General features: G+C 61.7%; 15 protein-coding genes and 2 tRNA genes. 12 read left to right on the top strand and 5 right to left on the bottom strand.

Annotated elements, in window-relative coordinates:
- Positions 1 to 2: 2 nt before the first annotated feature.
- The 4 genes from KBY72_RS08180 (at position 3) to KBY72_RS08165 (ending at position 2,647) form a co-directional block, all read left to right on the top strand.
- Positions 3 to 91 (top strand) — tRNA-Ser (locus KBY72_RS08180).
- 702 nt (positions 92 to 793) lie between these two features.
- Positions 794 to 916, top strand: coding sequence for a hypothetical protein (locus tag KBY72_RS08175; RefSeq protein WP_254960515.1), 123 nt, complete (start codon positions 794 to 796; stop codon positions 914 to 916).
- Between the two features lie 620 nt (positions 917 to 1,536).
- Complete coding sequence (locus KBY72_RS08170; RefSeq protein WP_254960516.1) at positions 1,537 to 2,190, top strand: methyltransferase domain-containing protein; 654 nt, start codon at positions 1,537 to 1,539, stop codon at positions 2,188 to 2,190.
- Positions 2,191 to 2,302: 112 nt separating this feature from the next.
- Positions 2,303 to 2,647 (top strand): lysozyme inhibitor LprI family protein, encoded by a 345-nt coding sequence (locus tag KBY72_RS08165; RefSeq protein ID WP_254993358.1) that lies wholly within the window; start codon positions 2,303 to 2,305, stop codon positions 2,645 to 2,647.
- A 210-nt stretch (positions 2,648 to 2,857) separates the two neighbouring features.
- Here KBY72_RS08165 and KBY72_RS08160 read toward each other — a convergent pair whose 3' ends face one another.
- The gene (locus KBY72_RS08160) at positions 2,858 to 3,805 is read right to left on the bottom strand and encodes a serine hydrolase (protein WP_254993357.1); all 948 of its coding nucleotides are present in this window, start codon (positions 3,803 to 3,805) and stop codon (positions 2,858 to 2,860) included.
- A gap of 32 nt (positions 3,806 to 3,837) precedes the next feature.
- On the opposite strand from KBY72_RS08160, the gene KBY72_RS08155 reads away from it, so the two are divergent.
- The 4 genes from KBY72_RS08155 (at position 3,838) to KBY72_RS08140 (ending at position 6,373) form a co-directional block, all read left to right on the top strand.
- Positions 3,838 to 4,614, top strand: a complete 777-nt coding sequence (locus KBY72_RS08155; RefSeq protein ID WP_254993356.1) for a C40 family peptidase — start codon at positions 3,838 to 3,840, stop codon at positions 4,612 to 4,614.
- A gap of 26 nt (positions 4,615 to 4,640) precedes the next feature.
- Positions 4,641 to 5,615: a glycosyltransferase family 2 protein gene (locus KBY72_RS08150; protein ID WP_254960520.1), complete on the top strand. Its 975-nt coding sequence runs from the start codon at positions 4,641 to 4,643 to the stop codon at positions 5,613 to 5,615.
- A 103-nt stretch (positions 5,616 to 5,718) separates the two neighbouring features.
- Positions 5,719 to 5,835: a photosystem I reaction center subunit VIII gene (locus KBY72_RS08145; protein WP_106632445.1), complete on the top strand. Its 117-nt coding sequence runs from the start codon at positions 5,719 to 5,721 to the stop codon at positions 5,833 to 5,835.
- Positions 5,836 to 5,881: 46 nt separating this feature from the next.
- On the top strand, positions 5,882 to 6,373 hold the full coding sequence (locus tag KBY72_RS08140; protein WP_106632411.1) for a photosystem I reaction center subunit XI: 492 nt from the start codon (positions 5,882 to 5,884) through the stop codon (positions 6,371 to 6,373).
- A 308-nt stretch (positions 6,374 to 6,681) separates the two neighbouring features.
- Here KBY72_RS08140 and psaB read toward each other — a convergent pair whose 3' ends face one another.
- Positions 6,682 to 8,889 (bottom strand): photosystem I core protein PsaB, encoded by a 2,208-nt coding sequence (gene psaB, locus KBY72_RS08135; RefSeq protein WP_254960521.1) that lies wholly within the window; start codon positions 8,887 to 8,889, stop codon positions 6,682 to 6,684.
- 19 nt (positions 8,890 to 8,908) lie between these two features.
- Positions 8,909 to 11,212, bottom strand: a complete 2,304-nt coding sequence (psaA, locus tag KBY72_RS08130; protein WP_254960522.1) for a photosystem I core protein PsaA — start codon at positions 11,210 to 11,212, stop codon at positions 8,909 to 8,911.
- Positions 11,213 to 11,647: 435 nt separating this feature from the next.
- Here psaA and KBY72_RS08125 point away from each other — a divergent pair, with 435 nt between their 5' ends.
- Together KBY72_RS08125 and cobJ are read left to right on the top strand one after the other, a co-directional pair.
- Positions 11,648 to 13,120, top strand: a complete 1,473-nt coding sequence (locus KBY72_RS08125; RefSeq protein WP_254993355.1) for a hypothetical protein — start codon at positions 11,648 to 11,650, stop codon at positions 13,118 to 13,120.
- Positions 13,117 to 14,940 carry a precorrin-3B C(17)-methyltransferase gene (cobJ, locus tag KBY72_RS08120; RefSeq protein ID WP_254960524.1) on the top strand — a complete coding sequence of 608 codons (1,824 nt, stop codon included), beginning with the start codon at positions 13,117 to 13,119 and terminating at the stop codon, positions 14,938 to 14,940. Before KBY72_RS08125 ends, cobJ begins: the two co-directional genes overlap by 4 nt.
- 5 nt (positions 14,941 to 14,945) lie before the next feature.
- Here cobJ and KBY72_RS08115 read toward each other — a convergent pair.
- Positions 14,946 to 15,019, bottom strand: a tRNA-Pro gene (locus tag KBY72_RS08115).
- Between the two features lie 107 nt (positions 15,020 to 15,126).
- On the opposite strand from KBY72_RS08115, the gene lipA reads away from it, so the two are divergent.
- Positions 15,127 to 15,996, top strand: coding sequence for a lipoyl synthase (gene lipA / locus KBY72_RS08110; protein ID WP_254960525.1), 870 nt, complete (start codon positions 15,127 to 15,129; stop codon positions 15,994 to 15,996).
- On the opposite strand, the gene KBY72_RS08105 is transcribed toward lipA, so the two are convergent.
- Positions 15,993 to 20,591 carry a glutamate synthase-related protein gene (locus KBY72_RS08105; RefSeq protein ID WP_254960526.1) on the bottom strand — a complete coding sequence of 1,533 codons (4,599 nt, stop codon included), beginning with the start codon at positions 20,589 to 20,591 and terminating at the stop codon, positions 15,993 to 15,995. The two genes, lipA and KBY72_RS08105, sit on opposite strands and share 4 nt — an antisense overlap.
- A gap of 162 nt (positions 20,592 to 20,753) precedes the next feature.
- On the opposite strand from KBY72_RS08105, the gene KBY72_RS08100 reads away from it, so the two are divergent.
- Positions 20,754 to 22,496, top strand: a complete 1,743-nt coding sequence (locus KBY72_RS08100; RefSeq protein ID WP_254960527.1) for a phosphodiester glycosidase family protein — start codon at positions 20,754 to 20,756, stop codon at positions 22,494 to 22,496.
- Positions 22,497 to 22,530: the final 34 nt, after the last annotated feature.

Genomic DNA, 22,530 nt, shown 5'->3' with positions numbered 1-22,530 from the left:
CTGGAGAGGTGGCTGAGTGGTTGAAAGCGGCTCCCTGCTAAGGAGTTACAGGAGGCAACTCTTGTCGAGGGTTCGAATCCCTCCCTCTCCGTTTTAAGCAGGATTCACGGCGAGTCACCACGGCCGCGAGTCCCGCTTGCGACTGACATTGGTGAGTCAGTGATTTTCCACTAGTGCGACCCAGTACCCGCCCATGGGTGTTGGAAGTGGTGTTAGGTGCCCAGTCTTGTGGTGTTGGATGCCCGAATTGCGGAAAGGCAGCCCAGCACTGGATAGCAGCGGGTATGAGCGATGGTTCCACGCCACCTCACCCAGGGAGACCCATACCTGACGCTGTTTAAGAGAAAAGTGGGGCGTGAGCGACGGGGACGCAATCTCCGCCCACTTCCTCGACCTATGGACGGGTCGAACGCCGCCATAGGCAATTATTTGAGTTAGGCACTGGTATTGGGCGCGAGCAGCAGCAAGGTTTGTTCACAAAAAAATCCCTGGCGTGTTCGACTCCGCCAGGGATACGCTTCCCGTCGCTCATCACGACTAACTAACGCTACTAGGTACTTACGCTCAGGCCATGGAGTGATTACCTCAGGTGTTCATGCAGACACGCTCAAGGAACTCCCATTGCTCAGAGGGGGCACCAGGTGGCCCAGGGAGAGCAGCAGCAATAGCAGAAAAGCGGATACACCTGCACCATTCGCGCTGGGGGCATGAGTCCAAGGAGTCCCATAGCACCAAGGCAGTCGCCAACAGCCGAAAGCACCCGTACCCTGCTCACAAGCCCCAACAAGACCAGATGAAGCGCCTGCTGCTACTCGCCCTGACCGCTGCGACGCTGCTGATGGGCACAACTGCCAGCGCCCACTGCGACCAGAAGCACGGGCACCAGGAAACCTCGACCCAAAGCGACAAGCAGTGATATTTCAGCCCCTATCGATGCTGGTGCTCTAGTTGGTCTTTGCCGTCGCAGCAGGAATCAAGTTCTGGCGCCTGGCGGCTCAGCTTAGAAAATGCCCTGAGGGCACGAGCAAGAGCACAGAGGAGTTCCGAAAGACCCTTGAACGCATCTGGGCGAAGAATCAGCAACGGGCGCAATGGAGCACCTGAACTGGGGATACATCCAACTGGGCCTAGTCGCCCTGATCTTTGGCGGTCTTCAGGTGTGGTGGATTAGCAGCGTCTTTTGGAGGCGCGACCTGGCACGTCCACAAAGCGGTGGAGAGTTCCGCAAATCACTGGAACGGATCTGGAAGAAGGAACAGCGGCAGGGGTAGCGGCGCAATGGTTGCGTATCTATGAAGTTGCCAAAACAACCGTCTGCAACAACTGCGACACTTCAATCAAACTCGTCCCAAAGCACTTCTTCCACTACGACGCGAAGCTGGCGACTGGGGGCGCTGGCGACTAGGCGGAGGGTCTCAGGAAAGCAGACAACGACGACAGCACAAACTTTTGCCATAGAACCCTATAAATGTTATAATTTGCAACTATTAAATCTTCTTAAGTGCTAAATTAAAAATTCAGAATTTAGCGACTTTTATGGGTTTTGAATTTGGCGATCCAGATATTTTTGATAAGATTTATGAGAATTCATACTGGGGCAAGGGGTCAGGGGGCGGAAGCTCCCCTGAAGCAACTCAACCCTACAAGATATTCCTAGAAGACTTTATTCGTCAACACGATATTAAATCAGTCGTTGACCTTGGTTGCGGCGACTGGCAGTTTTCTCAATTTCTAGACTTTAGCAGCGCAACATATATTGGCATCGATGCATCTAAAAATGTAATCACAAATAATCAGAGGTCGTTTTCGCGACCAGGGGTTTCCTTTGCCAATCTTCCAGAGGATTACAATGAACTTCCCTCCGCCGAACTGTTAGTTTGCAAAGACGTTCTAATGCATTTAAGCACGAAGGAAGTTCAAGATATTTTGTCAATTCTTCCAAACTTTAAATATGCATTAATCACTAATGACATTCCATGCGTATCCGCATTCGGGAAAATTCTTCTAAAGCTGCGAAGTCCTTTTTCACCAGTAAACAACAGAGAAATAAAGACGGGAGACTATAGGACTCTTGACCCGACTGAACACCCATTCAACCTAAGGCTGAAAAAAGTATTTGAGTGGAAAGGCAGCAATCTAATCCTTGGCAAAGATTGTGGCTGGACAAAGCGAACTTATTTGCATCAGTAATGCCAAGACGTGGAATTGCAGAGTCCAGGAGCTCATTGAGTCCCTTGCCGCCAAGACAGCCGCCAATAGCAGAAAGCATCCATACCCTGCTAACAAGACCGAACAAGACCTAATGAAGCACCTGTTGCTCCTTGGCGCACTGATGCTGCCTCATGGTTCTACCCACGCGCAAGCACAGAAGATCAAATGCCCTGGCGATAATACGGTAGAGATGCGCCACTGCGCTGGTCAGTCCTGGGAGCAATCCACAGACCAGTTGAAGCAAAAGCTGCCCAGGCAGATGCTCCAACAGTGGCAGGACACCACCCGAGCGATCTGCGCCCACGCCTATGCCCCCTACAAGGACGGCACCATCTACCCGCAGTTGGTGGTGGGATGCGATGACCACCTAAATCGGGCACTGCTGAAAGAGTTACACCCGCTGAACAACCAGGGAGATGCTGATAGGGCGCCGTGACGACTGCAAGGGCTCAGCGCTGGTATTGACCTGCTGCCAGCGCCCTGAATTTGCAAGTTCTATGTAGTGTTGGAAATAGTGTTGGGATTGGTGTTGGAAATAGCATTGGAATCCGCCGCCTCCAATGGGAAGCGTTGTCTCTTCCCGTGTCACCACTTCGCTCTGAGAGTCACAACGAGGGCCTCCCTCTCCGTTGTCAAGCCCGAATGCTTATTTACGGCTGGCTGCGGCCAGCCGGGTAGCTATCTCGGGTAGGAGCTTGTGATCCTGTGCGCAGGCCTGGCCCTCAGAAAAAATAACCAGCAAGAAAGGCGCAGCTTTTGGCATAGAACCCTCAGCTGACGGCTCCACGTAGGCAGCATCGTGCCGGGCCTGGCTCATCCAGCCCGCCTTGCTCCAGAGGCGAGAGCCAAGAGGCAAACCCTCACCTATGAAGCCATCCACCTGGTTTTCTGGATCCGCAAGCCTCAAGGCCGGATCCAGGCTGCGCGCCAGCAGAGCTGCCATCCGGGCACAAGCCGGCGGCGAGACCAGGGCCGACGCCAGCACGGCCTGCAACAGACGGGCTACAGCGTCGGTACTGAGGCGATTGCGGTTTTCCAGCTCGGTGCCGTAATAGACCCGCTCGCGCCCGTAGGGACCATCACCCCAGGTTTTTTGGCAAGCATTACAGCCTTGCAGCTCCGGCCAGCCAAGCTCGCTCAGCCAGCCATTGACAAGCTGACGCTGCTCCACCCAGTGGGCCATGCGCTCGGGGGGCAAAGAAGGGCCGCTGGTGGTGCCACTAAGCAAATCCACCACTAGGGAGGTGGCGTCGTTGCTGGAGTCGCGAATCATGTCTGAAAGGGCACGCCGCAGCTCGGGCGTATCCGCAAGCAAGTCAGCCTGGCGCCAGGCCTCGGCCGCCACCAGGTACACCAGCTTCACCACGCTGGCTGGGTAGCGAGGACGATCCCCAGCCCAGCTCGCCCCCTGCACCGGCTGGGCCCAGAACAGATCGGGATCCAGATCGGCAGCTCGGCCAAGCAAGGGCTGGTCGTAGCGAAGCCAGGTAATGGAAAGGTGCTGGGCTAAGCCAGGCCGCCCCTCCAGCTCAAGAGCCCGCACCAGATCGGCCAGGATCTGAGCCATGGCTGGATCGGGGCTGTAAAAAGCCATCACCGCCGGCCAACGTTGTGGCGAGATTAGCTGTGCTGACAGTAGACACCTTCAACCCTGCCCAGCTGGCTGCCGGCACCCCAGCCGCGCCGGAATGGCTCATTCCAGGCACGAACTGGCAGCTCACTGGCAGCGTCGACCTCTACAACCAGGCCCGCGGTGAGGGGCTAGCCAGCCAGGCCTGGACTGGCCGCCACCTGCAAATCCTGACCAGTCCGGCAGCTAAAGGGCCAGGAATGCGCCTACGGGTACGACTCCTCGACGATGGCTACCCAGGCTGGCTTGAACCCGATGCCCTGCTAGGGCGAGCAGTGGCGTGCTCCCCGCCCCAGCCGCAACTCCTGCAGCGCTGCAGCATTGTCCAGCGGATGGAGCAGGTGCTGAGCTTCGCGCAGGCCGCCCAGCGCGTAGCCAACACCTACCTGTGGGGCGGCAGCCTGGGCCCCAACTACGACTGCTCCGGTCTGATGCAGCGGGCCTATGCCAGAGCTGGCATCTGGATTCCGCGCGATGCCTACCTGCAGGAGCGGTTCTGTCAGCCTGTGGCGGTGCACCCGGGTCAGGTGCAGTTGCTGGAGCCTGGCGACCTGATCTTTTTTGGCACACCCCAGCGCTGCAGCCACGTGGGGCTGCACCTAGGTGGCGGCCGCTATTTACACAGCTCCGGCGTCGCCCACGGCCGCAACGGCATCGGCATCGACGACCTGGCGCCCCAAAACCCCGACCCGGTGGCGCGCCACTACCGACTGGAACTGCGGGGAGCGGGGCGGGTAATGCACAGCCATAACGGCAGTCCCCTACCCACCTAGGGTCGACGCCAAAGGCTGACAAAGACATGCAGCAAACGAGGGAAGGCCAGGCCGAGCTTTCCGTAGTGGTGCCCCTCTACAACGAGGAGGAGAGCCTGCCCCAGTTGGTGGAGCAGTTGCTGGCGGCACTGCGACCGCTGCAGCTGGGCTTTGAGTTGGTCATGGTAGACGACGGATCCAGGGACGACACAGCGAAGGTGCTCAGCCAGCTGGCCGCCACGGTTCCGGAGCTGGTGGCCGTGCTGCTGCGCCGCAACTACGGCCAGACGGCGGCAATGGCGGCCGGCTTTGACGCCAGCGGCGGGGCGGTGATCGTGACCCTCGATGGCGATCTGCAGAACGACCCCGCCGATATCCCCCTACTGCTAGCTGAGCTCGACCAAGGCTTCGACCTGGTAAGCGGCTGGCGCCACCAGCGCCAGGATGCGGCCATGCAACGGCTACTGCCCAGCCGCATCGCCAACAGCCTGATTGCCCGGGTAACTGGGGTGCGACTCCACGACTACGGCTGCTCCCTCAAGGCTTATCGGCGCGAGGTGGTGAGTGACCTCAACCTCTACGGCGAACTACACCGCTTCCTGCCTGCCCTGGCCTTCATCGAAGGTGCCCGGATCAGCGAGGTGAAAGTAAACCACCATCCCCGGCGTTATGGGGAAAGCAAATACGGACTCGACCGCACCTTCCGGGTACTGATGGACCTGCTGACGGTCTGGTTCATGAAGCGCTTTCTGACCAGACCGATGCACGTCTTCGGCTTGGGCGGCCTGGCCGCCATGGGCGCAGGGCTGCTAATCGGCATCTGGCTTGTAGGCGAGAAACTACTGCTTGGCTCAGACATCGGCGATCGCCCCCTACTGCTGATGGCCCTACTGAGTTTTCTGACGGGGGTGCAGCTTTTCTGCTTTGGCCTGCTGGCCGAACTGCAGATGCGCACATACCACGAAAGTCAGGGACGACCGATCTACCGGGTGCGCGGCATCGTGCGCGGATCCGACAGCTGAGAGGCGGGGCAAAGGGATTGAATTTTTATGTCGCCCTAGCCGGCCCCACAAGCTGCCACGGGTGGGCTTCGTACAGTATTAACGGTTGCTATTGGCCCGCGCCATGACTGGAGAATTTGCTGCCGCTTGGTTGCCCTCGGTGTTAGTCCCACTTGTTGGAATCCTCGGCCCAGCCGTGGCCATGGCCTTGCTTTTCAACGTAATCGAAGCCCGCGACTGAGCCCGACCCAAGCCGTCGCTCAGCCTCACCGCCTACCCCCGCCACCATGACCGTGACCCCCGTGGCCGACCCCTGCGTCGGCAATCTGGCAACCCCCGTCAACAGCAGCTATTTCAGCCGGGCCTTCATCAATGCCCTGCCCGCCTACCGCCCCTCCCTATCTCCGAACCGTCGTGGTTTGGAAGTGGGCATGGCCCATGGCTTCTTTCTCTACGGACCCTTCGCCGTCTGTGGTCCCCTGCGGCTCACCGAGTACGCCAGCACCGCTGGTTTACTCGCCGCCATTGGACTGGTGTCGATCTTGACCGTATGTCTCTCGATCTACGGCACCGCTGGCAACGGACCCAACATCCAGCCGGCTGACGCCACCATCGACAACCCGCCCGCAGACCTGTTCACCAAGGCTGGCTGGGCAGAATTCGCCAGTGGTTTCTGGCTGGGTGGCTGCGGTGGCGCCGCCTTTGCCTGGTTCCTAGCCGGCACTGCGATCGTTGCCCCACTGGTCAATATCGCTGGCGGCGTCTGGAGCGTCAACTGAATCCCAAGCGGTTTTCCAATCCCCTGAAAGCTCCGCTAAGGCGGGGCTTTTTTATTGGGCGTTTTTATTGAACCTTTACTGGGCCTTTGATTGGGCTGATCTTGTCTGGGGGCAGCCCGATAGACAGTGGCTGCTGGGCCACAAGCCAAGCCTTCGGGGCAAGAACTATTCCCTTAGGGGGAAAGAGCCGGGGGGTGCGGTGAGGGGCAAGTTAACCAACAAACAATGGTCAATAAAACAATGGACAATAAAAAACCCCAGCTTGCGCCGGGGTTAATTCGTCCCTCGAGGGAGCAAGTAGGCCGCAGTTAGCCGAACTTGCCAGAGGTAGAAGCAATCAGGAAGGCGGCATACGTGAGTATGTAGCCGATCGTGAAGTGAGCAAGACCCACAACACGAGCCTGGACGATCGAAAGAGCGACAGGCTTATCGCGCCAGCCAACGAGGTTGGCGAGCGGGGTGCGCTGATGAGCCCAGACGATGGTCTCGATCAGTTCCTGCCAATAGCCGCGCCAGGAGATCAGGAACATGAAACCGGTGGCCCACACCAGGTGACCGAACAGGAACATCCAAGACCAGACGGCCAGGTTGTTGCTGCCAAACGGGTTGTAACCGTTGATCAGCTGGGAGGAGTTAAGCCACAGGTAGTCGCGGAACCAACCCATTAGATAGGTGCTGGATTCGTTGAACTGAGCCACGTTGCCCTGCCAGATGGCGAGGTGCTTCCAGTGCCAGTAGAAGGTGACCCAACCGACGGTATTCAGGGCCCAGAAGACACTCAGATAGAAAGAGTCCCAGGCACTGATGTCGCAGGTACCACCACGGCCGGGGCCGTCGCAGGGGAAGGAGTAGCCGAAGTCCTTTTTGTCAGGCATCAGCTTGGAACCCCGGGCATCCAGGGCACCCTTCACCAGGATCAGAGTCGTGGTGTGCAGACCAAGCGCAATTGCGTGGTGAACAAGGAAGTCACCAGGACCGATCTGCAGGAAGAGGTCGTTGCCACCATTGATGGCGTCGATCCAACCGGGCAGATAAACCGCACTGGCAGTGCTAGCTGCGGATGCGGAATTTGATAGAAGCACATCCATGCCGTACATCGCCTTGCCGGAAGCGGCCTGGACGAATTGGGCAAAGACGGGCTCCACCAAGATCTGCTTCTCGGGAGTACCAAAGGCCACGACCACGTCGTTGTGGACGTAGAGACCCAGGGTGTGGAAGCCAAGGAACAGGGAGACCCAGCTCAGGTGGCTGATTATGGCTTCCTTGTGCTCGAGCATCCGGGCCAACACGTTGTCTTTGTTGGCTTCCGGGTCGTAGTCGCGGATGAAGAAGATCGCACCGTGGGCGAACGCACCGCACATCAGGAAGATGGCGATGTATTGGTGGTGGGTATAAAGCGCAGCCTGCGTTGTGTAGTCCTTAGCGATAAACGCGTAGGACGGCATCGCATACATGTGCTGGGCCACCAGGCTGGTGACCACACCCAGAGATGCCAAAGCCAGACCAAGCTGGAAGTGGAGCGAGTTGTTGATCGTGTCGTAGAGGCCCTTGTGGCCAGCACCGAGGTCACCAGGGGTGCCCTTGGGTGGGTTGTGGGCTTCAAGAATCTCGCGAATCGAGTGGCCGATACCGAAGTTTGTCCGGTACATGTGGCCAGCGATCACAAAGATGCAACCGATCGCCAGGTGGTGGTGGGCAATGTCCGTGAGCCAAAGGGCTTCCGTTTGGGGGTGGAAGCCACCCAGGAAGGTAAGGATCGCGGTGCCAGAACCCTCAGCAGTTCCGAACTGTTGATAGACGGTGTCGGGGTTCTGGGCATATACACCCCAGTTGCCGGTGAAGAACGGAGCCAAACCAGCGGGGTGAGGCAGCACTGAGAGGAAGTTGTCCCACCCAACGTGCTGACCACGGGCCTCAGGGATAGCCACGTGAACCAGGTGACCGGTCCAAGCGATCGAGCTGAAACCAAACAGAACCGCCAGGTGGTGGTTTAGGCGGGACTCAGCGTTCTTGAACCAGGCCAGGGAAGGACGGAACTTGGGCTGAAGGTGGAGCCAGCCTGCGAACAGCGCCCAAGCCGACAGGATCATCATGAAGATGGAACCCTGATAAAGCTCAGCGTTGGTTTTCATCCCGATCGTGTACCACCAGTGGTACAAACCGGAATAAGCAATGTTCACAGGGGAGGTAGCACCAGCCTGGGTGAAGGCGGCGATAGCTCCCTGACCGAAGTGGGGATCCCAGATCGCGTGAGCGATGGGACGTACATGCAGAGGATCGGCGACCCACTGCTCAAAGTTGCCCTGCCAGGCGATATGGAACAGGTTGCCCGAAACCCAGAGGCCAATGATGGCCAGGTGACCGAAATGGGTGGAGAACAGCTTTTGGTAAAGCCGCTCCTCGGTCATGCCGTCGTGGCTCTCGAAATCGTGAGCCGTGGCAATGCCGTACCAAATCCGGCGGGTTGTCGGGTCCTGTGCCAGACCCTGGCTGAACGAAGGAAATTTCGTTGCCATTGGGAGAGGTCAGAAAAGGTCAGCCGACCGCGACGATGCGGGCCAGGAAGAATGCCCAGGTTGTTGCAATACCGCCCAGCAAATAGTGAGCGACACCGACAGCACGGCCCTGGGTAATGGAAAGCGCCCGCGGTTGGATGGCGGGTGCAACCCTCAGCTTGTTATGAGCCCAGACGATGGACTCGATCAGCTCTTGCCAGTAGCCGCGGCCACTGAACAGGAACATCAGGCTGAAGGCCCAGATGAAGTGGGCTCCAAGGAACATCAAGCCATAAGCACTGGAACTCGAGCCGTAGCTGTTGATCACCTGTGCGGCTTGAGCCCAGAGGAAGTCCCGCAGCCAACCATTAATGGTGATGGCGCTTTGGGCAAAGTTGCCGTTGGTGATGTGCTGGACGCTGCCATCAGCGTTGACGGTGCCCCACACGTCGCTCTGCATCTTCCAGGAGAAGTGGAAAATGACGATCGACAGGGAGTTGTACATCCAGAACAGGCCAAGGAACACATGGTCCCAAGCCGACACCTGGCAGGTACCGCCACGGCCAGGGCCGTCGCAGGGGAAGCGGAAGCCCAGATTCGCCTTATCAGGGACTAGGCGGGAGCTACGCGCATACAACACACCCTTCAACAGGATCAGCACGGTGACGTGGATCGTGAAGGCGTGGATGTGGTGGACCATGAAGTCGGCCGTTCCCAAAGGAATCGGACCGGCGGCCACCTTGCCGCCCACCGCTACAACGGTGCCGTTGAACACTTCGCTCACACCAGCTAGGGCGTTGGGCGCAGTACTACCTGCAGCGGCAGCGTGAAGACCCTGAATCCACTGCGCGAAGACAGGCTTCAAGGCAATGGCGGAGTCGCTGAACATGTCTTGGGGACGCCCCAAGGCACGCATGGTGTCGTTGTGGATATAAAGGCCAAAGCTGTGGAAGCCAAGCCAGATGCACACCCAGTTGAGGTGGCTGATCAGGGCATCACGAGCTTTAAGCACCCGGTCCAGCACGTTATCGACGTGCTTGGCGGGGTCGTAATCGCGAATCATTGCGATAGAGGCGTGCGCTCCAGCACCCACAACTAAGAAACCACCGATCCACATGTGATGGGTGAAGATCGACAGCTGGGTGGGGTAATCAATCCCTATATAGGGATAGGGAGGCATCGCATACATGTGCTGGGCCACGATGATGCTCAGCGAGCCGAGCATCGCCAGGTTCACAGCCAGTTGGGCGTGCCAGCTGGTGGTCATGAACTCAAAGAGTCCGTCATGACCATTGGGAGCGGGGAACAGCAGGGGATCGCCCTTCTGGCCCTGGAGAATCTCCTTGATGCTGTGACCAATGCCCCAGTTGGTGCGATACATGTGGCCAGCCACGATGAACAACACCGCGATCGCCAAGTGGTGATGGGCGATGTCGGTCATCCAGAGGCTGCCGGTCACAGGATTCAACCCACCTTTAAAGGTGAGGAAATCGCTGTAAGCGGCCCAGTTGCCCGTGAAGAAGGCTGAAACGCCAGCCCCGAAACCGGGGAATATCTGGGCGATCACGTCCTGGTTCAGGAACTCGTGGGGCAGGGGAATGTCGGCGTAAGTGGCGATGGTTTTGCCATTGAGCGCCAGCGGCTGGCCGGCGTCGATGGCGTCCATCAGCGCGGTGGTGGGCAGGGACACATGCAGCAGGTGTCCTGTCCAGGAGAGAGATCCCAGACCGAGCAGGCCGGCCAGATGGTGGTTGAGCATCGACTCAACGTTCTGGAACCACTCGAGCTTGGGAGCCGCCTTGTGGTAATGGAAGACGCCGGCATTGAGCATCAAGCCGGCCATCACCAAAGCACCGATGGCCAGGGCCATCAGCTGGGTTTCATTGGTGATGCCCCAGGCCCTCCACACATGGAAGAGGCCGGAGGTGATCTGAATGCCGTGGAACCCGGCACCCATGTCTCCATTGAGAATTTCCTGGCCGAAAATGGGCCACACCACCTGCGCCGAAGGCTTGACGTGCAGGGGATCGGTCAACCAACCGGTGTAGTTGGAGAAGCGCGCTCCATGGAAGAAGGCGCCACTCAGCCAGATAAAGATGACGGCCAAATGGCCGAAGTGAGCTGAAAAGATCTTGCGAGAGACCTCTTCAAGGTCACTCGTGTGACTGTCGAAATCGTGAGCATTGGCGTGGAGGTTCCAAACCCAGGTGGTGGTTTTGGGACCTTTGGCAAGGCTGCGATCGAAATGGCCGGGCTTGCCGAACAGTTCGAAGGTGGCCGGAACTGGGTTCCGGTCGACCATGGCCTTCGCCTTTTCCCCACGCTCTGGTGGGCTGATGGTCATCGAGACGTTCCTCGAGGGACGGGATCGAGGTGGTGGGTCCACCCCTGCAGCAGGCCGGAGAGCCTGCCGTTGGGCCCCATGAACGACCGGCGACCGAGGCCTCCAAGCGTTCATGGGCACCAGCCGGGAAGGGGGGCCGCGAAAACGCGAAACCACTTACCACAACTGGGGCTTTGGGCCCCAATTAGGGGACCGCTCGCCGAAGTATAGGGGTCGTTTCCGAGAGGTTTTGGCCTGCAGTTACAAAGGTTCAATCCCGGCGCTTCCCAGGCCAGCACAGGGCTTTACAGAACAGAAAGAATCATCAATTTCAACCATCTTGTGGGCAGTTTTTTATTACTTAGAGAGCATCAAAAACAGCCGCCTGCCGCATCCGTTTCCCCCGGGGTGGCATCGGCCAGCAGAATGCTTCCACTACAAGCTGAGCAACCCAGCGTGGGCGCAGGCAGCGCAACCCATCCAGCTCTCCCGGGTCGCCCCGTGCGATGGCGGCAGAGATTGCTAGCGGTCCTGCTAGTGGCAGCGTTGATGTTGTTGGCTGGCTGCAACCGAGTAGCGGCTAGCCGCAGCAGCGGCCCAGCCCCAGCGCCTCTTCCAGTCCAGGGGCCAAGTGGCCTATTGCAGGAAGTCGCGCCACCTGCCGCCGTACAACAAGTTCAAGCGGCCCTGGCCGAACGCCAGCCCCAGGTATCGATCCAGATCCCTCGCGATGGAAGCGATCTGCCTGGCGGGCCGGTCAAGTTGCAAGTGCAGGTTCGTGATTGGCCCTTAGTTGATGCGGGAGTGCTCGGGCTGGGGCCTCACCTCGTGGTGCAAGTTGATGACCTACCGCCCCAACGCCTCACCACCTCACTCTCTGGGCAATTCCCAACTCGTCTGGACGCCGAACTACCGCCCCTGGGCCCGGGCAGCCATCGCCTTACCGCCTATGCGGCCAAACCCTGGGGGGAAGTGGTGAAAAGTCCAGGCGCCTGGGACCAGGTGCGGGTGAACCGGGTGGCCGCCAATCCCCTGGCCACTCCCCAGCTGGGCACACCCCAGTTGATCGGCGTAAGCACAGCAGATCTGGCCGGTCGCGAACCTGTGCTCCTCGACTGGCTGTCAATAGACGCTCCCCTTCAGGGCCTGCGCGACAACGACGGCAGCTGGCGCCTGCGGGTGACGGTCAACGGGGACAGTTTTTTGGTAGATCAGAACTCGCCACTGTGGCTCAAGGGCTGGCACAGCGGCAGCAACAGTGTGCTGATGGAGCTGGTTGATGGCAGCGGCGCCCCCCTCAACCCCCCTTTCAACACCTTGGTGAGCGAGGTGACAATTAATAGTTCCTGGCCCACGCCCAGTTGGCAGCGGGGGCGCCTGGATGCAAGCGAGTTAGCCCAGCTGCTGGGAGAGGAGCCTGCAACGCCGGCGGCTCCAGAACCAGAACCTGAACCTGAACCAGTCCCAGAAGAACCAGTAGCAGCCATAGAAATCAATCCGCCGACGGCCAGCGAGCCCCAAACCGTGGCTGAACCGTTGCCCGTAACTGAGCCCCAACCCCCACTTGAGCCCGAGGCTTCGCCGGAAACGGAACCCCTGCCGGAACCAGAACAACTTGACCCAGAACAACTACCTGACCCAGCACAACTGCCTGAGCTGGAGCCCACTGTTGAAGCTGAGTTAACCGAACCTTCTCAGCAAGATGCTCCACAAGCAGAGTCCGCACCTGTAATGCCCCCACAAGCGATCCCCGCCCCTACTCCGGCCCCCACCTCTACTGCCCCCGCCCCTAGGGCCCCCACTGATCGGCTCAGCACCTCCACCAACCTGGGGGGATCGGCCCGCAGCCAGCTGAATCCAGATGGTTCCCTGCTCAAGCCCAAGGCGCCGGGTCCCCTGGCCGGGCTGCGTCAGAAGCTAGGTACGTGAATTCACCAAACAACCGCCCCGAGCAGGCCGCGCCGCGCGCCCGCCGCTGGGGCCTGGGCTTCAGCCCTGCCAGCGCCCCCGTGCTGGACCAGCTCCTTCAGGCCGGCCTGATCGACTCCCAGGTGGGAACTGACGACCAGATCACCGCAGGGGACTGCTTAGTTGAACAGTGGTCAACGGCCAGCGGCTTTGTGATCGTTGGTGCCTGTGGCCTGGTGACCAGGCTGATTGCGCCGCTGCTCGTGAATAAAGAGCGCGATCCCGCCGTGGTGGTGGTGGATCCACAGGGTCGCTTCGCCATTCCCCTGCTGGGGGGGCACGCGGCCGGGGCCGAGCGACTGAGCCACCAGGTTGCCGCCTGCCTAGGCGGCCAGGCTGTGCTCACCGGGGCAACGGCTGCAGCAGGCTTACTGAGCCTCGACAGCTTCGGCAAAGACTGGGGTTGGCAGCGGGGGCAGGGCGATTGGAGCGCCCTGATGCGTAAGGCAGCCCATCTGGATCAACCGCTGCGGCTGGAAGCTCACCACGGCAGCCGCCGCTGGCTAGAGCTCGAAGCCGCCACCTGCCTACTGGAGCGAGCTGGTGGCTCTGGCGAGAACCCAGAGGCAGATCTGGTCGTAGATATCCACACCGGAGCTGGCTGCCGCTGGCATCCGCCGAGCCTGTGGCTAGGTATGGGCTGTGAACGCAACACCAGCCTGAGCCTGCTGGAGCGCTTGCTGGAACAGACCCTGGGCGACCAGCAATTGGCACCTGAATCCGTAGCTGGTTTAGCGAGCATCGACCGCAAGGCCGATGAACCGGCCCTGCTTGCCCTAGCGGCTAAACAAGGCTGGCCAGTGCGCTGGTTTGGGGCCGATTCCCTAGCGGCAGTGCCGGTGCCCACCCCATCGGCAGCGGTGGCCAAGGAGATGGGCACCGCCAGCGTGGCCGAGGCCGCAGCCCTGCTGGCAGCTGGCCCCGCAGCCCAATTGCTGCAAACCAAGCGCATCGAGCATGCCAACCCAGGCGAGCTCGGGGCAGCCACCCTGGCGGTGGCTCTGGCCGAGAGTCAATGGGCTCCCGAGCGGGGCCAGCTGCACCTGGTGGGCAGTGGCCCGGGCAGCCTGGAGCTGCTCACTGCGGATGCGCGCCGCGCCCTGGCGGAAGCCACGGTGTGGGTGGGCTACGGCCTCTACCTCGACCTGCTTGAACCGCTGCGACGACCTGATCAGCTGCGCTGGAACGGCCAACTCACCGAGGAGCGGGCCCGCTGCGCCCTGGCTCTGGAGCTAGCGAGCCAGGGGCTGAATGTGGCCCTGGTCTCTTCTGGCGACAGCGGCATCTACGCCATGGCCGGCCTGGCCTTGGAGCTTTGGCTGGCCAGCCCAGCCGATGTCCGGCCCAGCTTCAGCGTGCATCCGGGCATCTCGGCCCTGCAACTCGCCGCTGCCAAGGCCGGAGCTCCCTTGATGCACGATTTCTGCACCATCAGCCTCAGCGACCGACTCACCCCTTGGGAAGTGATCGAAAAGCGGCTGCAAGCAGCGGCTGCGGGGGACTTTGTAGTAGCCCTCTACAACCCCCGCTCCCTGGGCCGCGACTGGCAACTGGCCAGAGCCAGAGAGCTGCTGCTGGAGGGCCGGCCGGCCTCAACACCGGTAGCCCTGGCCCGCCAACTAGGGCGAGCCAATGAAGCCGTCAGCCTGCACAGCCTGGGCGAATTACCGGTGGAGCAAGTGGACATGCTTACCCTGGTGCTGATTGGCAATAGCAGCAGCTATGCCAAAGACGGACGCTTGGTGACCCCCAGGGGTTACCCAGGAGCCGAACTCAGCTGAAAAAATCGGGATGACAGGATTCGAACCTGCGGCCCCTTCGTCCCGAACGAAGTGCGCTACCAAGCTGCGCCACATCCCGATGAGGGGAGTTTAGGGGATCAACTCGGCTGTAGGCCTTGACCTGCCGGTGGCTTCCTAAAGTTGGATCTAGCCCTTCTTCTGGCCCCCCGGGGCCCTACTGGCGCCTTGCTCAAACCCGACTGGCTGCGCGTCAAGGCCCCCCAGCGGGAGCGCATCGGCGAGGTGGCAGACCTGCTGCAGGATCTCAAGCTCAACACCGTCTGCCAGGAGGCCAGCTGCCCCAACATCGGCGAGTGCTTTGCCGGCGGCACGGCCACCTTCTTGATCATGGGGCCGGGCTGCACCCGCGCCTGCCCCTACTGCGACATCGACTTCGACAAGAGCGTGCGGGAGCTCGACCCCAGCGAACCTGAACGGCTGGGGGAAGCGGTGGCACGCCTGGGCCTGAGCCACGTGGTGATCACCTCGGTGAACCGCGATGACCTGGCCGATGGCGGCGCCAGCCAGTTTGTGGCCTGCATTGAGCAAGTGCGCCAGCGCTCACCATTCACCACGATCGAGCTGCTGATCCCCGATTTCTGCGGCAACTGGGATGCCCTGGCCACCGTGATGGAAGGCGCCCCTGAGGTGCTCAACCACAACATCGAAACCGTGCCCAGGCTTTACAAAAAAGCCAGGCCCCAGGGCATCTACGAGCGCTCCCTGGAGCTGCTGGAGAGGGTGCGCGAGGGCTGGCCGCGCACTTACACCAAATCCGGCCTGATGACGGGCTTGGGTGAGAGCGACGTTGAGGTGAAAGAGGTGATGGCCGATCTACGCCGCCACCAGGTGGACATCGTCACCATCGGCCAGTACCTCTCGCCAGGCCCCAAACATCTGCCAGTGGATCGCTTCGTGACCCCAGAGCAATTTGCGGCGTTCAAGCAGCACGGTGAGCAGGAGCTCGGCTTCCTGCAGGTGGTAAGCAGCCCGCTCACCCGCAGCAGCTATCACGCCGGCGAGGTGCAGCGGCTGATGCGGGAGTATCCGCGCTAAGCCAGCGCAGCCTCCCGTTCCGCCAGGCCCACGGTGGTCTTCTCGCTGGGGGGAACCAGCAGCTTGAACTGGGCCTTCCAGGTGGACCAATCGGCCAGTATGGCGGCGGCCATGGCGCTGCCGGTGGCGTCGAGATGGGCCTGCAGCAGGGGCTTGATCAGGGCCTCCTGCTCGGGGGTTGTGAGCTCAGCGATGGCCACTATCTCCGGGTTCACCCGCTCCGCCAAGCCGCCGCTCTCATCAAGGATGAAGGCCACACCACCGGTCATGCCGGCGGCAACGTTGCGACCGGTGCTGCCCAGCACCACCACCACCCCACCGGTCATGTATTCGCAGCAGTGGTCGCCGGCGCCCTCCACCACGGTTTTGGCCCCGCTGTTGCGCACGCCAAAGCGCTCACCGGCGCGGCCTAGGGCGAAGAGCTCTCCACCTGTGGCGCCATAGAGACAGGTGTTGCCCAGGATCACCTGGTTACCAGGGTCGTTGACGCCGGCAGGGGGCACCACGGTGAGGCGTCCGCCATTGAGGCCCTTGCCCACATAGTCGTTGGCTTCACCCACCAGGCGCACGTTCATGCCCTGGAGCACGAAGGCCCCGAAGCTCTGGCCGGCTGCCCCCTCATAGGTGAGGTCGAGCTGGCCACCGAAGCCCTTGTTGCCGTGGCGAGCGGCAATCTCACCGGAGAGGCGGGCGCCCACGCTGCGATCTGTGTTCACAATCGCCAGGGTGCGGGCCACGCGGCCGTGGCCCTCGATAGCCGCCAGCACCTCAGCATCGGCCAGCAGCTGATCTTCCAGGATTTGTCCATTGCCATGGGCCTGGGCGTCGTGCAGAAGCCAGCTGCGATCAGCAACGGCGGGGATCGGGTCAATCAGGCAAGAGAGATCAAGGGCGCTGGTTTTGGCGAGAGCCACGGCCCGGGGCTGCAGCAATTCACTGCGGCCGATGAGCTCTTCGAGCCGGGCCACGCCAAGCACGCTCAGCAGCTGACGCACCTCCTCGGCAACAAACAGGAAGAAATTCACCACGTGCTCGGGCACGCCGGGGAAGCGCTTGCGCAGGTTTTCTTTCTGGGTAGCCACGCCCACCGGGCAGTTATTGGTGTGGCAAACGCGGGCCATGATGCAGCCTTCGGCAATCATCGCCACCGAGCCGAAGCCGTATTCCTCAGCGCCCAGCAGGGCGGCGATGATCACGTCCCAGCCGGTTTTGAGGCCGCCATCGGCCCGCAGCAGCACCCGATGGCGCAAGCCGTTCTCCAGCAGCGACCGGTGCACCTCAGTGAGGCCTAGCTCCCAGGGGCTGCCGGCATGTTTGATCGAGCTGAGCGGTGAAGCGCCCGTGCCACCGTCGTGGCCGGAGATCTGAATCACATCGGCGTTGGCCTTGGCCACACCAGCAGCGATGGTGCCGATGCCGATCTCGGCCACCAGCTTCACGCTCACCTTGGCGGCGGGGTGCACCTGGTGCAGGTCGTGGATCAGTTGGGCCAGATCCTCGATTGAATAGATGTCGTGATGGGGAGGCGGCGAAATCAGGGCCACACCGGCCTTGCTGTTGCGCAGCCAGGCGATGTAGGGATCAACCTTCGGACCAGGCAGCTGGCCGCCCTCACCCGGCTTGGCCCCCTGGGCCACCTTGATCTCCAGCTGGCGGCCACTGCGCAGATATTCGGGGGTCACACCGAAGCGCCCTGAGGCGATCTGCTTAATGGCGGAGCAGGCGGTATCACCGTTGCGCAGGCCATTGAGGCTGGGCAAGGTCGGCGAATGACCGTCGCCGTCCACATCGCTGAGCAACCCGAAGCGGGCCGGATCCTCGCCGCCCTCACCGCTGTTGCTCTTGCCGCCGATGCGGTTCATGGCGATGGCTAACACCTCGTGGGCCTCGCGCGAGAGGGCCCCCAAGCTCATGCCGCCGGTGCAAAAGCGACTGCAGATGCTCTCCACGCTCTCCACCTGCTCGATCGGCAGCGGGGCGAGAGCGGGCTTGAGTTCCAGCAGGTCCCTCAGGGCCGTGACTGGCCGGTGCTCCAGCAGGGTTTTGTAAGTGGAGAAGTGGTCGTAGCCGGGGCCCGCCTTGACGGCGGCATGCAGGGCTTTGGCCATCTCCGGGCTATTGAGGTGATACTCGCCGCCAGTGCGGTACTGCACGAAGCCCATGAACTCGAGCTTGGTGCGGTGGAGCTCGGGGAAGGCCTTGGCATGGAAGCTGAGGGTTTCGCTGGCCAGCTCGCCCAAGCTGAGGCCAGCCACCCGGCTGGTGGTGCCACTGAAGGCAAGCTGGATCAGATCGGCGCCAAGGCCGATGGCTTCGAAGATCTGGGCGCCGTGATAGCTGGCCAGCAGGGAAATGCCGATCTTGGAGAGAATCTTGCGCAGGCCGTCTTCTAGGGCCTTGCGCACATTTGCCTGCACCTGATCGGGGCTGAGCGCCGGCAACTTGCCGGTTTCGATCAGCTTCTGCACCCGGGGGTGGGCTAGCCAGTGGCGGCTGGTTTCCCAGGTAAGCCAGGGGCAAACGGCACTGGCGCCATAACCGATCAGGCAGGCCAGGTGGTGAGTGCTCCAGCACTGGGCCGTTTCCACCACCAGGGAAGCCTGCAGGCGCAAGCCCAGGTTGAGCAGGTGGTGATGCACCGCGCCCACAGCCAGCAGCGGTGGAATGGTGGCCGTGGTGGCATTGATCCCACCAGCCTCGCCGCCCCGATCGCTCAGCACCAGGATCTGGCTGCCGGCGCGCACGGCCGCCTCGGCAGAGCTGCGCAGGCGCTGAACCGCAAGCTCGAGACCTCCGGGGCCGTCGGTGACGGCCATCAGCGTGGAAAGGGTGGTGGTGGGCAGGCCCTGCCGGCCAACCTCCGCAAGCTCCGCCTCATTGAGGATCGGACTGGCCAGGTGCAGCACCGCCGCCGAGGCAGCTTCGGGGCGCAGCGGCGAGCCCCGCCTGCCCAGATGCATCTCCAGGCTCATCACCAGCTTTTCCCGCAGGGGATCGATCGGCGGGTTGGTGACCTGGGCGAAGCGCTGCTTGAAGTAGTCGTAGAGGAGGTGGGGCTTGTCTGAAAGCACCGCCAAGGGAATGTCGTCGCCCATGCAATAGGTGGGCTCTTTAGCCGCGCCGGCCATGTCCTCGATCACCAGCTCGAAGTCTTCGGCGGTGAAGCCAAAGGCCGTTTGCTGTTGCAGCAGCTCCAGATCTCCCAGCTGACGCTCCTTGGTCCAGGGCTGGGGAACGAGGTTGCGACGATGCTGCGCCAACCAGTCACCGTAGGGATGGCGGGCGGCAGCCTCGGCCTTCACCTCCCAATTGCGCAGCAGGCGGCCCTGCTCCAGATCCACCGCCAGCATCTGGCCAGGGCCGAGGCGACCCTTTTCGATGATCCGGCTCTCCTCAAGCTCGACCACACCGGTTTCTGAGCCCATCACCACAAAACCGTCGCTGGTGATGCAGTAGCGGGCGGGGCGCAGGCCGTTGCGATCGAGGGTGGCTCCCACGCAGCGGCCATCGGCGAACACCAGCAGGGCCGGACCATCCCAGGGCTCCTGGGTGCAGGCGGAATACTCGTAAAACGACTGGATATCGGGCTTATCTGCCAGCTCGGGCTGGTCGCGGAAAGCTTCTGGCACCAGGGTGAGCAGGCTCTCGGTGATCGGCCGGCCGCTGCGCACCAGCAGCTCAAGGGTGGCGTCGAGGTTGGCGGAATCGCTGAAGGCGGGGTTCACCACTGGCTTCAGTTCTGCAGCCGCCTCCCCCCAGACCGCATCGAGATTTGCTTCCGAAGCCCTTGCCCAGTTGAGGTTGCCCAACAAAGTATTGATCTCGCCGTTGTGACCCAGCAGCCGCATGGGCTGGGCTAGGGGCCAGCGGGGCAGGGTGTTGGTGCTGAAACGGCGGTGATACACCGCAAAGCTCACGGCAAAGCGTGCATCGCGCAAGTCGCCATAGAAAGCAGACAGCACCGCTGAGCGCACCATGCCCTTGTAGACAACAGTTCGGCTGCTCAGGGAAGCGAAATAGAGCTCACCAGGCCCTGGCCCCCAAACGGCGCGGGCCCGATCGCCGCAACGGCGGCGCAGCCTGAATAGCAACGCTTCCAGATCGTCACCGGCTTGGTCTGCGGCAATTAGCCACTGCTCAATGGCAGGAGCGGTCTGGCGGGCCAGGGAGCCGAGAACAGATGCATCCAGAGGGACTGCACGCCATCCCAGGCTGCCCAAGCCCAGCTTGGCGGCCTCATCTTCACAGAAAAGTTTTGCCTGCTCGCGCTTTGCAGCATCGGCTGGCAGGAAAACCATGCCCAGCCCGCGAGCCGCTCCCTTCGCTGCCGCCGCCTCAGGCCATACCTCTTCTAAATAGCTCCAGGGGATGCCGCAGAGCACCCCGGCCCCATCGCCGGAATCACCATCGCCACCGCAACCGCCGCGGTGCTCCATGCAGTCAAGGCCGCGCAGGGCCTGCTGCAGCACCCAGTGGCTGGCTTCGCCCTGAAGATTGGCCAGAAAGCCCACACCACAGGCGTCCTTTTCGCCAGCGACAGCGGTCGGCGCAGCGCTATCGCAATGGGGCCAAACAGGGCGAGAGAAGTGAGGCATAACCCGAGACGGTCCGGCAGTTGATCTGTCAGGGCAGCGCCGCTAACACCCACAGGTGCTGGCAGCAGCAGAGCAGCTGATCCTAGGGATGCACATCCTCAAAGCAGTGCGCCCAAACCCTTAAAGAGGGCTAGCTTTCAAGGCTGTCGGCCAGGCTGGCCCATGGCCTCTACTGCATTCCTGGCTGGCTGGCTCCTAGTTCTGTGCCTGCCAGGGGTTGGCCAGGCCATGCCGATTACGCCGCCACCGCCGCCGCCTCTTGTTCCAATCGGTGCGGCCGCCACAACTGAGCGCCAGGGCAGCAGTATCCGCATTAATGGCCGGCTCCAGAGCGCCCGCTGGCTCTGGGTTAGGGGCTTGGGCGACACGCCCCAACAACTGTGGATCCCCCTAGAGGTGCTCGAGAACCAGCTCGGAGTCACCAGCCGCAGCCGCAGCGATGGCGCTCTGGAGCTGGAGTGGTTTGGCCAGGAACTCAAGGTGCCCGCCAGCGCCCAGCGCAGCCTCGAAGACGAAGTAGCGGTAGACGTGAGCAGCCTGTTTGGCCGCGTCGGCGTGGGCCTACGCCACGAGGGCAGCCTGCTCAGCCTGGAGCTGGCCAGGCCCCAGCTGCTCCAGGTGCGCAGCTCAAACCCTGGCCCCGTCAAGCGCATCGTGCTCGACCTGGGTGGCCCGGCGGCCATTGGTAGAGACGACGCCGGACTGGTGGTTGACCTGCTCAGCCGCAGTGACCAACAAACCCTGCTGGGGAGCCTGGGCCTCCAGGCCCGGCAGGACAGCGCTGGGCTGAGGCTCAAACCCTCCGCAGCCAAATTGACGCGGGTATTCAGCCTGGGCGAACCCAACCGGGTGGTGATCGAGTGGCTGGATCAGGGGGCCGCTAGCCGCACTGACAGTCCAGCCCCGATCGATCCGCGCCTGCAGGCCCTACTTGGCAAAGAACTTCAGTGGGATCGCCTGGTGCGCCAGGGGGTGCGCATCAATGCGATCCGCATTGATCCACTTAAGGCCTCACTGCAGCTGCGGCCCCTGGCCAGACCTGGAGGCATGGAGGGCCTCAGCTCCCTGGTGCAGCTCGCCAACCAGCAGCAGGCCTGGGTAGCGATCAATGGGGGTTACTTCAACCGGGTAAGGCGCCTGCCCTTGGGAGCTCTAAAACAAGACGGCCGCTGGCTTTCCGGACCAATTTTGAACCGGGGAGTCGCCGCCTGGGACGGGCGAACCATGCCCCGCTTTGGCCGGCTACAGCTTTCAGAGTGGGTTGTGGGCCCCGGAGCTCTGCGTCTACCGGTCGCCGTTGTCAACAGTGGCTACGTGCAGCGAGGTATCAGCCGCTATACCGCCGACTGGGGGCCCAACTACCGAGCCCTGAGTGGCTCTGAGACTGGCTTGTTAATCCAAGGGGGCCTGGTGCGAAAGCAGCTTGGCCCCTCCGAATTGGATGCGGGTGTGGCGCTACGGGGCGATGACCTGCTGCTGGTGGGAAGGGGCGGAGCGGAGCTGCCCTGGGGCTTAGGCGATCGGCTCCAGATCGAAAGCCGCCCCAGCAGCAACCTCGGCCTCGCAACACACGTGATTGGCGGGGGGCCATTGCTGTTGCAGGCAGGCCGCATCGTGCTCAATGGCGCCGCCGAAAACTTCAGTTCCGCCTTCCTCAGCCAAGGAGCACCCCGCACCGTGCTGGCCAGAGACGACCGCCAGATTTGGCTGATCACCCTGGAGGGGATCCAGGACAGCGGCCCCTCCCTGGGGGAAACCGCCGCGCTGCTGCAACAGCTAGGCCTGCAAGATGCCCTAAATCTCGATGGCGGCAGCTCCACCGGGCTGGTGCTGGGGGGTTCCCTGCAGGTGAAAGGTCGGGGTGTGGCCGGATCAGTTCACAACGGTGTCGGCCTAGTGCCGTGAGAAAGCTGCCAAAATTAGTTCAGATATGCAGACC

The organism is Cyanobium sp. BA5m-21 (assembly GCF_024346235.1).
GTDB lineage: Bacteria > Cyanobacteriota > Cyanobacteriia > PCC-6307 > Cyanobiaceae > Cyanobium_A > Cyanobium_A usitatum.
This window is presented reverse-complemented; position numbering and strand designations above follow the sequence as displayed.

Coding starts and splice junctions, on each gene's coding strand:
- psaA (WP_254960522.1), bottom strand. CDS start 11,212: ATGACCATCAGCCCACCAGAGCGTGGGGAAAAGGCGAAGGCCATGGTC.
- KBY72_RS08105 (WP_254960526.1), bottom strand. CDS start 20,591: ATGCCTCACTTCTCTCGCCCTGTTTGGCCCCATTGCGATAGCGCTGCG.
- psaB (WP_254960521.1), bottom strand. CDS start 8,889: ATGGCAACGAAATTTCCTTCGTTCAGCCAGGGTCTGGCACAGGACCCG.
- KBY72_RS08165 (WP_254993358.1), top strand. CDS start 2,303: ATGAAGCACCTGTTGCTCCTTGGCGCACTGATGCTGCCTCATGGTTCT.
- KBY72_RS08150 (WP_254960520.1), top strand. CDS start 4,641: ATGCAGCAAACGAGGGAAGGCCAGGCCGAGCTTTCCGTAGTGGTGCCC.
- KBY72_RS08140 (WP_106632411.1), top strand. CDS start 5,882: ATGACCGTGACCCCCGTGGCCGACCCCTGCGTCGGCAATCTGGCAACC.
- KBY72_RS08100 (WP_254960527.1), top strand. CDS start 20,754: ATGGCCTCTACTGCATTCCTGGCTGGCTGGCTCCTAGTTCTGTGCCTG.
- KBY72_RS08145 (WP_106632445.1), top strand. CDS start 5,719: ATGACTGGAGAATTTGCTGCCGCTTGGTTGCCCTCGGTGTTAGTCCCA.
- KBY72_RS08175 (WP_254960515.1), top strand. CDS start 794: ATGAAGCGCCTGCTGCTACTCGCCCTGACCGCTGCGACGCTGCTGATG.
- KBY72_RS08170 (WP_254960516.1), top strand. CDS start 1,537: ATGGGTTTTGAATTTGGCGATCCAGATATTTTTGATAAGATTTATGAG.
- KBY72_RS08160 (WP_254993357.1), bottom strand. CDS start 3,805: ATGGCTTTTTACAGCCCCGATCCAGCCATGGCTCAGATCCTGGCCGAT.